The 11865-nt window shown below is 64.6% G+C and carries 13 protein-coding genes; 12 read left to right on the top strand and 1 reads right to left on the bottom strand.

What is annotated here, in order from left to right; translation table 11 throughout:
* The 5 genes from RBT42_RS16160 to RBT42_RS16180 form a co-directional block, all read left to right on the top strand.
* Positions 1–318 (top strand): dephospho-CoA kinase (locus RBT42_RS16160; protein ID WP_320366999.1); only part of this gene is annotated, 318 nt, incomplete at its 5' end.
* A gap of 22 nt (positions 319–340) precedes the next feature.
* Positions 341–1099 carry a cell division protein ZapD gene (zapD, locus tag RBT42_RS16165; RefSeq protein ID WP_320367000.1) on the top strand — a complete coding sequence of 253 codons (759 nt, stop codon included), beginning with the start codon at positions 341–343 and terminating at the stop codon, positions 1097–1099.
* Positions 1100–1104: 5 nt separating this feature from the next.
* The gene (locus tag RBT42_RS16170) at positions 1105–1326 is read left to right on the top strand and encodes a DNA gyrase inhibitor YacG (protein WP_413785912.1); all 222 of its coding nucleotides are present in this window, start codon (positions 1105–1107) and stop codon (positions 1324–1326) included.
* A 151-nt stretch (positions 1327–1477) separates the two neighbouring features.
* The gene (locus tag RBT42_RS16175; RefSeq protein ID WP_320367002.1) at positions 1478–1642 is read left to right on the top strand and encodes a rubredoxin; all 165 of its coding nucleotides are present in this window, start codon (positions 1478–1480) and stop codon (positions 1640–1642) included.
* 15 nt (positions 1643–1657) lie between these two features.
* Positions 1658–2851: an NAD(P)/FAD-dependent oxidoreductase gene (locus RBT42_RS16180; protein WP_320367005.1), complete on the top strand. Its 1194-nt coding sequence runs from the start codon at positions 1658–1660 to the stop codon at positions 2849–2851.
* Between the two features lie 9 nt (positions 2852–2860).
* Here the strand turns inward: RBT42_RS16180 and RBT42_RS16185 are convergent, their stop codons facing one another.
* Positions 2861–3199: a DciA family protein gene (locus tag RBT42_RS16185; RefSeq protein WP_320367007.1), complete on the bottom strand. Its 339-nt coding sequence runs from the start codon at positions 3197–3199 to the stop codon at positions 2861–2863.
* Between the two features lie 63 nt (positions 3200–3262).
* Here RBT42_RS16185 and RBT42_RS16190 point away from each other — a divergent pair, with 63 nt between their 5' ends.
* The 7 genes from RBT42_RS16190 to RBT42_RS16220 form a co-directional block, all read left to right on the top strand.
* Positions 3263–3559 carry a hypothetical protein gene (locus tag RBT42_RS16190; protein ID WP_320367009.1) on the top strand — a complete coding sequence of 99 codons (297 nt, stop codon included), beginning with the start codon at positions 3263–3265 and terminating at the stop codon, positions 3557–3559.
* 122 nt (positions 3560–3681) lie between these two features.
* A complete protein-coding gene (locus RBT42_RS16195; RefSeq protein WP_320367011.1) occupies positions 3682–5142 on the top strand; it encodes a porin in 1461 nt (486 codons plus the stop codon).
* Between the two features lie 12 nt (positions 5143–5154).
* Positions 5155–6075 (top strand): metal ABC transporter substrate-binding protein, encoded by a 921-nt coding sequence (locus tag RBT42_RS16200; protein ID WP_320367014.1) that lies wholly within the window; start codon positions 5155–5157, stop codon positions 6073–6075.
* 25 nt (positions 6076–6100) lie between these two features.
* Positions 6101–6913, top strand: a complete 813-nt coding sequence (locus RBT42_RS16205; protein ID WP_320367016.1) for a metal ABC transporter permease — start codon at positions 6101–6103, stop codon at positions 6911–6913.
* A gap of 156 nt (positions 6914–7069) precedes the next feature.
* Positions 7070–9814 carry a preprotein translocase subunit SecA gene (secA, locus tag RBT42_RS16210; protein ID WP_320367018.1) on the top strand — a complete coding sequence of 915 codons (2745 nt, stop codon included), beginning with the start codon at positions 7070–7072 and terminating at the stop codon, positions 9812–9814.
* Positions 9815–9989: 175 nt separating this feature from the next.
* Complete coding sequence (locus RBT42_RS16215) at positions 9990–11042, top strand: putative solute-binding protein (protein WP_320367021.1); 1053 nt, start codon at positions 9990–9992, stop codon at positions 11040–11042.
* A partial coding sequence (locus tag RBT42_RS16220) for a histidine kinase (protein ID WP_320367022.1) occupies positions 11039–11865 on the top strand: 827 nt, incomplete at its 3' end. The genes RBT42_RS16215 and RBT42_RS16220, both read left to right, overlap by 4 nt.

Raw genomic sequence — 11865 nt, forward strand, 5'->3', positions numbered from 1 at the left:
CAAGCTGGCTTGGCCTTACCCGACCAGCACATCATCTACGACGTCCCCCTGCTGGCCGAGTCGGGCAGCAAGTGGAAAGACAAGGTCGACCGCATCCTCGTCGTCGACTGTGCCCCAGAAACCCAACTCGCCCGTGTCATGGTGCGCTCGGGCTGGCCACGCGAGGCGGTTGAAGCAGTGCTGGCCAAACAAGCGCAGCGCGAAACCCGCCGCGCTCTGGCCGACCACATCATCCTGAATGAGGGGCTCAGCCTCGAAGAACTCCAGGCCGAGGTCAGGAAACTCTGGGGCATGTGGAACAATCAGACCCCATCGTGACAGAACAGCATCAGGTGACGCGTTGATCCTCTACGAATATCCGTTCGGTGAAAGCATCCGCACGATGCTGCGGCTGGAACACCTCTTCGACCGCCTGGGCTTGCTGATGCAGCGTGAAGACCCGGTGGATCACCACTACGCCTTGGCCACGATGTTCGAAGTGATGGACGTCGCCTCCCGCGCCGACCTCAAAACAGACCTGCTGCGCGACCTGGACCGCTACAAAACCCAGTTCATGGGCTACCGGGGCAACCCTGCCATCGAAGAATCGATCCTGGACGAAGTGCTGGCCCGCATCGAGCGCGCCCACAGCGGACTCAGCCAAATGCAGGGGAAGGCAGGCCAATCGCTCGCTGCCAACGACTGGCTCATGAGCATCCGCAGCCGGGTCAGCATTCCCGGTGGCACCTGCGAGTTCGACCTGCCCGCCTACTACGCTTGGCAACACGCGCCTGCGGCCAAGCGACAGGCCGACATCCAGCGCTGGGTCAGCACCCTCACGCCGCTTGCAGACGCCCTCAAGGTGATGCTGGGCCTGTTGCGCGATGCGGGCCATCCTCACATGGTGGCTGCGCCCTGCGGGCAGTACCAGCAAAGCCTCAAAGAAAACCGCAGCTACCAGTTGCTGCGCCTGCGCATTGACCCAGGGCTGGGCCTGATTCCTGAGATCAGCGCCAACCGCTTGCTGGTGTCCATTCGCCTGATGCGACCCGATGCCGACAGCAAGCTGAAGATCGCCGCAGATACTGACGCAGGCTTTGAACTCACCTTGTGCGCCTGATTCCCATGGTCCAGTCACCAGCCTCCCCATCCCCGACCGCCGATGCAGTGGACGCCAAGCCCCTGATGGTGCGCTGCCCGTCTTGTGGCGTCATGCACGCCTACCGCACCGACAACCCCTACCGCCCCTTTTGCAGCAAAGGCTGCAAAGCCATTGACCTGGGGGCCTGGGCCAGCGAAGCCTATCGGGTTGAAGCGAAGCCCAGTTCAGAAGACCTGCCTGATTGAGTGCGGCTGCACTGCAAAGCAGTCTGTGTGAACACCTGCCTCAACACAGACCTGCATCGTTGTGGGCATCGTGTCCGCCACTCCTTGGCGTATCCACGCCCCATGACGCTCCCCGCGCTGACGCAAAATCCTTTCCTTTTTGCTTTCCCTCATGAAAACCTACCAGTGCATCGTGTGCGGCTACATCTATGACGAAGCGCAGGGCTGGCCCCAAGACGGCATCCCAGCCGGCACCAAGTGGGAAGACGTGCCCGACACCTGGGTGTGCCCCGACTGCGGCGTGGGCAAGGCCGACTTCGAAATGGTTGAAATCTGATCCCCGGAGCGCTGCATGTCTGATCCCGTGGTGATCGTGGGCGCCGGGCTGGCCGGCTACAACCTGGCGCGTGAGCTGCGCAAGGCCAGTGCCGAACTGCCCATCGTGGTGGTGAGCCAGGACGGGGCGGAGTTCTATTCCAAGCCGATGCTGTCTAATGCCCTGGCCAGCGGCAAGACGGCTGCCACGCTGGTGATGAAGTCGGCCGAGAAAATGGCCGAAGAGTTGCGCGCACCCGTGCTGCCACGCACCCGCGTGACACAGGTGGATGCCGACGCGCAAATACTGACGCTGGATTCGGACGAAGTGCTGCGCTACCGCGACCTGGTGCTGGCTGTGGGTGCAGACCCGGTGCGCCTGCCCCTGCAGGGCGACAGCGCAGACGCTGTGCTGTCAGTGAACGACCTGGATGACTTTGCCCGTTTTGCCCAAACGCTGGACACCGCCGCCGCGGGTCAGCCTGCGCAGCGCGTGGTGATCTTGGGTGCGGGCCTGATTGGCTGCGAGTTTGCCAATGACCTGCTGGCGCGGGGTGTAGCTCCCACCGTGGTGGACGTGGCCGACCGGGTTGTGGCACGCCTGCTGCCAGCCGAGGCCAGTGCCCAGCTGCAAGCCCGACTGGAAGCGGCGGGCGCTCAGTTCAAGCTTGGCGTGAGCGTGGCGGCAGTGAACCGTGGCGCCGACGGCTTGATCGTGGTGTTGAACGATGGCAGCAGCCTGCAAGCTGACCTGGTGGTGTCAGCCGTGGGGTTGAAGCCGCGCACGGATTTGGCAGCCCAGGCGGGCGCGACGGTGACACTTGGGGTACAGGTCAACCGCTTGCTGGCCACGAACGTGCCACATGTGCATGCACTGGGCGACTGCGCAGAGGTCGAGGGGCAATGGCTGCCATATGTGATGCCTTTGATGCAGCAGGCCCGCGCGTTGGCCGCAACACTGGCAGGCATGCACACGCCCGTGACTTACCCAGCCATGCCCGTCGTGGTGAAGACCCCGGCCTGGCCCACGGTGGTGTGCTCGCCACCGGTTGGTACCAACGGTCAATGGCAGTTCCACGTCACGGAAGATGCCCTGGAAGGTCGCTTTGTCTCCGACGAGGCTGACACCGCCGGACAGTTGCGCGGCTTTGTGCTGCAAGGCAAGGCCGTCAGCCAGCGTCAGGCACTGACCGCACAACTGCCTGCTCCGATGCCCGTGCCAGCTACCTGAGTACCTGACTCACTGCGACGCCACCCGCACCCGGATGGCGTTGACCTTGATGCCTTTGGCCGCCAAGGCTGCTGCGATGCGTGGCTGAAGTTGCCGCAATTTGGCAGACACGGCCGCATTGGCGGCCAGCAGCGTCCAGCCCTCTTCATCAATGGGGCCGGCTTTCACGTGCGCGGCCATGGCCGGGGGCAGGCAGCTTTTGACCGCAGCCAGGCACTCTTGCGAGGCGCGCAAGCGCTGCATGAGGCTGGCCAGGGTGTCGGAGCGCTCCAGGGCCGACTTGACCTGGGGCACGTCGGGCACCATGGGCTTGAAGGTGGCGGTGGGCGTCCAGCGCTTGTTGTTCACGGGTGAGCTCGTTCGGGAACCATCGGGGAAACCATTGGTACAGTATCGCCTATGCGAGGTCAGATGATGACAAGGTGGGGCTGGCGCGTGCTGCTGGCCATGGCGATGCTGTGGATGCAGCAGGCCGGCCTGCGTCACGACCTGGAACACGCGCTGGAAGATGCCAACCAGGCCGCCCACGTGCTGTGCCAGGAATGCCTGAGCCACCACGGTGCGCAGGCCGCCCTGGCTTCCACGCCCCCAGCCCTGCTTCTGAACCCAGCGCGCCATGCGCTGGTCAGCGTCGCCGCGCCAACTGTGCGCAGTGTGCCCATGGAGCGGGGCTATTGGTCACGCGCCCCACCTGATCTGTCTGTTTGAGATGTTTCGCCGGCCCCACGCCTTGCTGGGGCTGTTTGGCCTTCGCCATGCCGCAGCCCGTGTGAACACGGTACGCCGGCCTGGTCGTTGCGCCGCATTTTGATTTGTCAGACAGACTCACCATGTTGAAGTACACCCCCGTGATGGGCGCGATTGCCGCCGCCCTGTTTTCCGCCCTGCCCGCTCACGCCAACACCAGCGAGGCCGAGTTGCAGCAATTGCGCAACCAGTTGCAAGACCTGCGTCAGCAATACGAACAGCGTTTGCAAGCACTGGAAACCCGCTTGAACCAAGCGCAGCAGGCCACAGGCGCACCAGGCACAGTGCCCGCTGCCTCGGCAGCCACCACACCAACCGCGACGGCAATGCCCGCCGCCCCCATCGCAACGCAAGCCGCAGCGCCTAGCGCCTCCCGCAAGGGCAACAGCGCCTTCAACCCCGCCATCGGCATGATCCTGACCGGCACCTATGCCAACCTGTCGAAAGACCCGGAAAGCTGGGAGCTGAGTGGCTTCAACCTGGGTGGCGACGGCCACGGCATGGGCCCCGGCAAGCGGGGCTTCAGCCTCGGTGAATCGGAGATCACCTTCAGCGCCAATGTGGACAACCTGGCCTATGGCGCGCTGACTCTGGGCCTGGACGGTGACAACGAGGTCGAGGTGGAAGAGGCCTTTGTGCAATCGACCGCTCTGCCCTATGGGCTGACGCTCAAGGGCGGGCGCTTCTATGGCGCCCTGGGTTACCAGAACGAGCAACACTCCCACACCTGGAGCTTTGTGGACCTGCCCTTGGCGCACCAGGCCTTCCTGGGCGGCCAGTACAAGCAAGAGGGGGCTCAGCTGAAGTGGGTGCTGCCGACCACGCAGTACATCGAGCTGGGAGCCGAGTTTGGCAATGGCAGCGCATACCCCGGCTCAGATCGGGAAGGCAACGGCTTGGGCGCGGCCTTGCTGTCAGCCCGCACCGGCGGCGATGTGGGCAACAGTCACAGCTGGCGCCTGGGTGCTTCGTGGCTGCGCACCAAGGCACAAGACCGCGCGTGGGGACTGGCGCACGACCACGGCCATGAAGCCGATGCAGACCACGCCGAAGCCAGCTTCAGCGGCACCAGCCGCCTGTGGGTGCTCGATGGCGTGTGGAAGTGGGCGCCCAACGGCAATGCCAAGCGCACCAACCTCACCTTGCAGGGTGAGTACTTCTGGCGCCAGGATGCGGGCTCGGCCAGCGTGCCGCACGACGATCATGCACATGAGGACACCTACCGCAGCCGCCAATCGGGCTGGTATGTGCAGGGCGTGTACCAGTTCATGCCACAGTGGCGCGTGGGCCTGCGGCACGACCGCCTGGACAGCGGCTCGCTGCGCCTGGGGGACGGCATTGCCACGCACTACGCCGGGCATGAAATGGCCGAACCGGGCTACAACCCCAAGCGCACCAGCCTGATGCTGGACTGGTCACCCAGCGAGTTCCAGCGCTGGCGCATCCAGCTCAACAACGACCAGGCCCGCCAAGGCGTGAAGGACACGCAGATTTATCTGCAGTACCAGATGAGCCTGGGCGCCCACGGCGCGCACGCCTTCTGACCGGAGCCCACCATGCGTATGAATTTCCCCCAATGGAAGCAGGCAGGGTGGGCGGTGCTGCCCGCCTTGCTCGCCTGCGCCACGCCCGCCCATGCCCTGAACGTGTTTGCCTGCGAGCCAGAGTGGGCCGCGTTGACGCGTGAACTGGCCGGCGACCAGGCCAGCGTGTACACCGCCACCCACGCCTTGCAAGACCCCCACCTGGTGCAGGCCAAGCCCAGCCTGATCGCTGCCGTGCGCAATGCCGACTTGGTGGTGTGCACCGGGGCCGAACTGGAAGTGGCCTGGCTGCCCATGCTCTTGCGCCAGGCTGGCAACCCCAAGGTGCAGCCCGGACGGCCCGGCTACTTTGAAGCTGCGGCCTCGGTGCGGATGCTGGACGTACCGACGCGACTGGACCGTGCCGAGGGCGATGTGCACGCCGAGGGCAACCCCCACATCCAGACCGACCCACGCAACATCGGCCTGGTGGCGGTGACACTGGCGCACCGGTTGAGCCAGGTCGACCCTGCGCAAGCACGCACCTACGAGGCGCGGCTGGCGGACTTCAACCGGCGCTGGGGCATGGCGTTGCAGCGATGGAGCCAGGAGGCCGCGCCCCTGAAGGGCACGCCCATCGTGGTGCAACACCAGGGCTTCCCGTATCTGGAAAACTGGCTGGGGCTCAAGCAGGTGGCGGCGCTGGAGCCCAAGCCTGGCATCGAGCCGTCCAGCTCACACCTGTCAGGGGTGGTCAAGCAGCTGCAGCAGCAGCCAGCCAAGATGGTGATCCGTGCGGCGTACAACGACGGGCGAAGTACCCAGTGGTTGGCAGAGCGCACCAAGCTGCCCGTGGTGGTGCTGCCCTTCACCGTGGGCGGCAGCGAACGCGCCAAAGACCTGTTCGGCCTGTTCGATGACACCGTGGCCCGCCTGATGGCGGCCACCCGCTGAACCGGTCCATGACGAAAGCAAACCCATGAGTCTGGACGCGATCTCGCCTTCGCACTGGCATCCGGTGGACTGGTCCATCGTCGGCCCGGCCCTGGTGGCCGGTTTGCTCGTGCTGAGCACGCATGTGCCCCTGGGCCAACGTGTGCTGCGCAAGGGTATTGTCTTCATCGACCTGGCCATTGCTCAGATTGCCGGACTGGGCGTGATCGCGGCCGGCACCCTGGGCTGGTCCGACAACGCCTGGGCCGTGCAAGGGGCGGCCGTGGGCACCGCCTTGCTGGGCGCCGTTTTGCTGACCTGGATGGAGCGGCGCTGGCCAGACATTCAGGAGGCCTTGATTGGCGCCCTGTTTGTGCTGGCCTCGTCGGTGGGCATCTTGCTGCTGGCGGGCAACCCGCACGGCGGCGAGCACCTGAAAGATCTGCTGGTGGGGCAGATTCTGTGGGTGACGCCTGACCAGTTGTGGGGCGTGGCCGCCTTGTCGGCGAGCGTGCTGGCCGTGTGGTTCGGGGCCCAGCGTTGGTTGGGCCAGGCGGGCTTCTATCTCTTGTTTGCCGTGGCCGTGACGGCGTCGGTGCAACTGGTGGGGGTGTACCTGGTGTTCAGCAGCCTGATCATGCCCGCCCTGGCCGTGCGACAAGCCCCGCGGCGCTGGCAGTTGCCCCTGGCCTGGGGCGCGGGCGCCCTGGCCTACACCTTGGGGTTGTGCGTGTCGGCGATGCTCGACTGGCCTTCGGGGGCCGTGGTGGTGGTGGCGATGGCGCTGCTGTGTGCCTTGACCGCGTGCGTGGCGCCACGCGTGCGCCTGCCCAATCTCCCGGAAGGCACCCCCGAATGAGGCGGGCCGAGCCCCCGGGCAAGCACTCTGCCCCGGCGGAGAAAGCACCAGCCCTGGGTGCTACACTTTTTCGCTTTGGTGGACTGGGGAAAGTATCTCCAGAAACCAAGCGTCAGCCACGTGGCTGACACACCGACCGATTGGATTGATTGCTCCATGTTGCCCAAGCTTCTTACCTCGATTTTTGGTAGCCGTAACGAACGCCTGCTGAAGGAATACCGGCGCACGGTGACCAAGATCAACGCGCTGGAGCCCACCTTCGAAGCCTTGAGCGACGACCAGCTGCGCGCCAAGACCGAAGAATTCAAGCAACGTGTGGCCAAAGGCGAATCGCTCGATGCCCTGCTGCCCGAAGCCTTTGCCGTGGTGCGCGAAGGCTCCAAGCGTGTCTTCAAGATGCGCCACTTCGATGTGCAGCTGCTGGGCGGCATGGCCCTGCACAACGGCAAGATCGCCGAAATGCGCACCGGCGAAGGCAAGACCCTGACCGCCACCCTGCCCGTCTACCTCAATGCCCTGACCGGCCAGGGCGTGCACTTGGTCACCGTCAACGACTACCTGGCACGCCGCGACGCGGAGTGGATGGGCAAGCTCTACAACTTCCTGGGCCTGAGCGTGGGCATCAACCTGCCCCAGATGCCCCGTGAAGACAAGCAGGCCGCCTACAACGCCGACATCACCTACGGCACCAACAACGAGTACGGCTTCGACTACCTGCGTGACAACATGGTGTACGAGGTGGCTGACCGCGTGCAGCGTCCGCTGAACTACGCCATCGTTGACGAAGTGGACTCGATCCTGATCGACGAGGCCCGCACCCCGCTGATCATCTCCGGCCAAGCCGAAGACCACACCGAGATGTATGTGCGCATCAACAGCGTGGTGCCGCACCTCAAGAAGCAGATTGGCGAAGCCGACCCGCGCACCGGCGAGGGCGTGATCGAACCCGGAGACTTCACCGCCGACGAAAAGTCGCGTCAGGTCTTCCTGACCGAAGCCGGCCACGAAAACGCCGAGCGCCTGCTGGCCGAAGCGGGCCTGCTGGTGGAAGGCGCCAGCCTGTACGACGCGGCCAACATCACCCTGATGCACCACCTGTACGCCGCGCTGCGTGCCCACCACCTGTTCAACAAAGACCAGCATTACGTGGTGCAGAACGGTGAAGTCATCATCGTGGACGAGTTCACCGGCCGCCTGATGTCGGGCCGTCGCTGGTCGGATGGCCTGCACCAAGCTGTGGAAGCCAAGGAAGGCGTGCACATCCAGGCCGAGAACCAGACCCTGGCCTCGATCACCTTCCAGAACTACTTCCGCATGTACAAGAAGCTGGCCGGCATGACCGGCACGGCCGACACGGAAGCGTTCGAGTTCCAGTCCATCTACGGCCTGGAAACCGTGGTGATCCCGCCCAACCGCGTGCTGGCCCGCAAGGACCAACTGGACCTGGTCTACAAGACCGCCAAAGAAAAGTACAACGCGATCGCTGCCGACATCAAGGAATGTCACGAGCGCGGCCAGCCCGTGCTGGTGGGCACCACCTCGATCGAGAACTCCGAGCTGATCGCCCAGTTGCTGACCCGCGAAGGCCTGCCGCACCAGGTGCTGAACGCCAAGCAGCACGCCCGTGAAGCCGACATCGTGGCCCAGGCCGGTCGCCCCGGCATGATCACGATCGCCACCAACATGGCCGGTCGCGGCACCGACATCGTGCTGGGTGGCAACGTTGAAAAAGACATTCAGAACATCGAGGCTGATGCCTCGCTGGACGAAGCCGCCAAGGCCGCCAAGATCGAAGCCCTGAAGAAAGAACAGGCTGAGCTGAACGCCAAGGTCAAGGAGCTGGGCGGCCTGCGCATCATCGCCACCGAGCGCCATGAATCGCGCCGCATCGACAACCAGCTGCGTGGCCGTGCCGGTCGCCAGGGCGACCCCGGTTCCTCGCGCTTCTACCTGTCGCTGGACGACCCGCTGATGCGCATCTTCGCGGGCGACCGTGTGCGCGCCATCATGGATCGCCTGAAGATGCCCGAGGGTGAGGCCATCGAAGCCGGCATCGTGAGCCGCAGCATCGAGAGCGCGCAGCGCAAGGTCGAAGGCCACAACTTCGACATGCGCAAGCAGCTGCTGGAGTACGACGACGTGTCGAACGACCAGCGCAAGGTCATCTACCAGCAGCGCAACGAGATTCTGGAAACGGTGGACGTGGCCGAATCCATTGCCAACCTGCGCAAGGGTGCCCTCAGCGACGTGGTGCGCACTTTCGTGCCGGCCAACAGCCTGGAAGAGCAGTGGGACCTGGTCTCGCTGGAAAAGGTGCTGGCCGAAGAGTGGCAGGTCAATGTGGACCTGGTGAAGTGGGTGGAAGGCGCCACCTCGGTGGAAGACGAGGATGTGCTGAACCGCGTGCTGGAAGCGGGCAACCAGGCTTACGAGGCCAAGGTGGCCATCGTGGGCAAGGAGCAGTTTGCCGGCTACGAGCGCATGGTGCTGCTGCAATCCATTGACAGCCACTGGCGTGAACACCTGTCGGCGCTGGACTACCTGCGCCAGGGCATCCACCTGCGCGGCTACGCCCAGAAGAACCCGAAGCAGGAGTACAAGCGCGAGGCCTTCGAGCTGTTTGGTCAGCTGCTGGCCGTGGTCAAGATGGACGTGACCCGCACGCTGCTGACGGTGCGCATCCAGACCCAGGAAGAAGCTGCGCTGGCCGCCCAGGCCATTGAGCAGCAGGGCGAGCAGCTGAGCAACGTGACATACACCCACCCGAATGAGGATGGCAGCGTGGCCACTGAAACCGATCTTGCCACCGTCGCAGGTGAAGTGCCCCGCGTGGGCCGCAACGACCCCTGCCCGTGCGGCAGTGGCCAAAAGTACAAGAACTGCCACGGCAAGCTGGCCTGATCGCCCCCCTGCAGCGCCTCCAGAAAGAGAACCCATTCGGGTTCTCTTTTTTTTCGCCCACGCCAGGCCCCAGACGGTTCACGACGGCTCACGACACTTGGTCGCAACCCTCTGTGAAGCGGATGGGAAGTTCGCTAGATTGCCTCCTTTCCCTCACCTCTCACCGAGATACCCCATGCCTTTGTCTTTGCTGCGCCGCTTGACCGGAGCCGGATGGCTCGCCCCGCTGGTGGCGATGTGGAGCGTGGGTGCGCAGGCTGCGCCCACCATTTGCGTCTGGGACCCTCTGGGCGCTGCGGGCCAGGTGTTCGATGGTGCCAAGACGTATGCCCTGGCGATGCAAAAGCATGGGGCCGACATCGCCGTCCGGGCCTATTCTGACGAGCGCATCGCGGCCGACGATTTCCGCGTCGGGCAATGCCAGGGCTTGCTGGCCACGTCCTTGCGGACGAAGCCTTACAACGCGGTCACCGCGGCCATGGACCATGGGGGAGCCGCCACGATCATCAAGGATGGGCGAGTGGACCTGAACGCCAGTTATGCCGTGGTCCACAAGGCGGTGCAGGTGCTGGCATCGCCCGGGGCAGCGAAGCTCAATGTGCAGGACGGTTTCGAGATCGCCGGCGTCATCAGCACTGGCGCGCTTTACACCATGGTGCGCGACCGGACCCTGTTTGCACGTGGCTTTGCGGGCGCCCGCATGCCGGCCTTTGACCATGACAAGGTGCAGGCCCACCTGATCAACATGATCGGCGCCCAGCCCGTGTCAGCCGACCTGCGCAACTTCGTCACCAAGTTCAACAACGGCGGGCTGGACGTGATCTTCTCGCCCGCCATGGCCTATCTGCCCATGGAGATCAACAAGGGTGTGGGCACCCAGGGCGGCATCTCGCGGCTGCCCCTGGGCTTCACCACCTTGCAACTGGTCATTCAGCGATCGCATTTTCCTGAAGGGTTCGGGGCAGCGTCGCGCACTTACTGGCTGAGCCAGCACGATGCCGTGCTGACCGCAGTGCGCAAGGCCGAAGCCGACATCCCACCCCAGATATGGGTGGATTTGAAGCCGGAGGAGGCGGTGGCCTTCGTGACCGCGCAGCACAATCTGCGCGTGGAACTGGGGAAACGGGGCTTTTATGACAAACAAGGGTTGCGCTTCATGAAGCGCGTGCGCTGCAGCGTGCATGCGCAGGCCCCCGAGTGCGCCACGCGTGCGGAGATCGATTGGTGACGCCACCGCAGGTGCTGCTGTGGCCGCATGTGCGCCGTTTGTTGAGCCTGCAGCCCTTCTGGGCCCTGGCCTTCGCCACCTTTTTCAAGGCGCTGGAGATGGCCAACCCGGCGCACAGCGCGCCGCCGCTGTCGTTCGTGCATTACCTGGTTGCCAACGTGATTGGCGCGTTGACGACCCTGGCGGTGGCCGCCCCGCTGTGGTACGGACTGGCCAGCCGTTGCTGGCGTCAGAGTGACGCGGCACGGCAGCGCCATGCGCAAGAGGGCATGTACGCCCTGCTCCCGCGCCCGCTCATGCTGACCCTGGCCCTGGTCGTGTTCCTGATCAGCGCCCCCTTGTCCCATGGGCTGTGGACGCTCTACATGCGGGGCACACCCGGCATGCCGGCAGACCCGACCGCACCGGCCACACTGCTCATCGCGATGATCTTTCATGGCTTTTCGATGCTGGTGATCTTCGTGGTGGACCTGTTTCGGGTGCGGGCCCAGATGCTGCGGCAGCGCGCCGAACAGAGCCAGCGTCTACACGCCCAGGCCCAGTTGCAACGTTTGCAGGCTCAACTGGAGCCGCACATGCTGTTCAACACCCTGGCCAACCTGCACGCCTTGATCGACACCCAACCCGCCGCCGCGCAAGACATGCTGGCGCACCTGATCGATTACCTGCGTGCCACACTGAGCGCGAGCCGTGCTGGCTCGGTCACACTGCGCGAGGAGATGACACACGCCCAGGACTATCTGGCCTTGATGCAGGTGCGCATGGGGCGTCGGCTTCAGGTGCAGATGGACATTGCCCCCGAGTTGCACGAGGTGCCCCTGCC

Source organism: Aquabacterium sp., from assembly GCF_034003525.1.
GTDB lineage: Bacteria > Pseudomonadota > Gammaproteobacteria > Burkholderiales > Burkholderiaceae_C > Aquabacterium.

Bases quoted from the DNA above. Each gene is read 5' to 3' on its own strand.
- RBT42_RS16170 (WP_413785912.1), top strand. From the start codon at position 1,105: ATGGTCCAGTCACCAGCCTCCCCATCCCCGACCGCCGATGCAGTGGAC.
- RBT42_RS16175 (WP_320367002.1), top strand. From the start codon at position 1,478: ATGAAAACCTACCAGTGCATCGTGTGCGGCTACATCTATGACGAAGCG.
- RBT42_RS16180 (WP_320367005.1), top strand. From the start codon at position 1,658: ATGTCTGATCCCGTGGTGATCGTGGGCGCCGGGCTGGCCGGCTACAAC.
- RBT42_RS16190 (WP_320367009.1), top strand. From the start codon at position 3,263: ATGATGACAAGGTGGGGCTGGCGCGTGCTGCTGGCCATGGCGATGCTG.
- RBT42_RS16195 (WP_320367011.1), top strand. From the start codon at position 3,682: ATGTTGAAGTACACCCCCGTGATGGGCGCGATTGCCGCCGCCCTGTTT.
- RBT42_RS16200 (WP_320367014.1), top strand. From the start codon at position 5,155: ATGCGTATGAATTTCCCCCAATGGAAGCAGGCAGGGTGGGCGGTGCTG.
- RBT42_RS16205 (WP_320367016.1), top strand. From the start codon at position 6,101: ATGAGTCTGGACGCGATCTCGCCTTCGCACTGGCATCCGGTGGACTGG.
- secA (WP_320367018.1), top strand. From the start codon at position 7,070: ATGTTGCCCAAGCTTCTTACCTCGATTTTTGGTAGCCGTAACGAACGC.
- RBT42_RS16215 (WP_320367021.1), top strand. From the start codon at position 9,990: ATGCCTTTGTCTTTGCTGCGCCGCTTGACCGGAGCCGGATGGCTCGCC.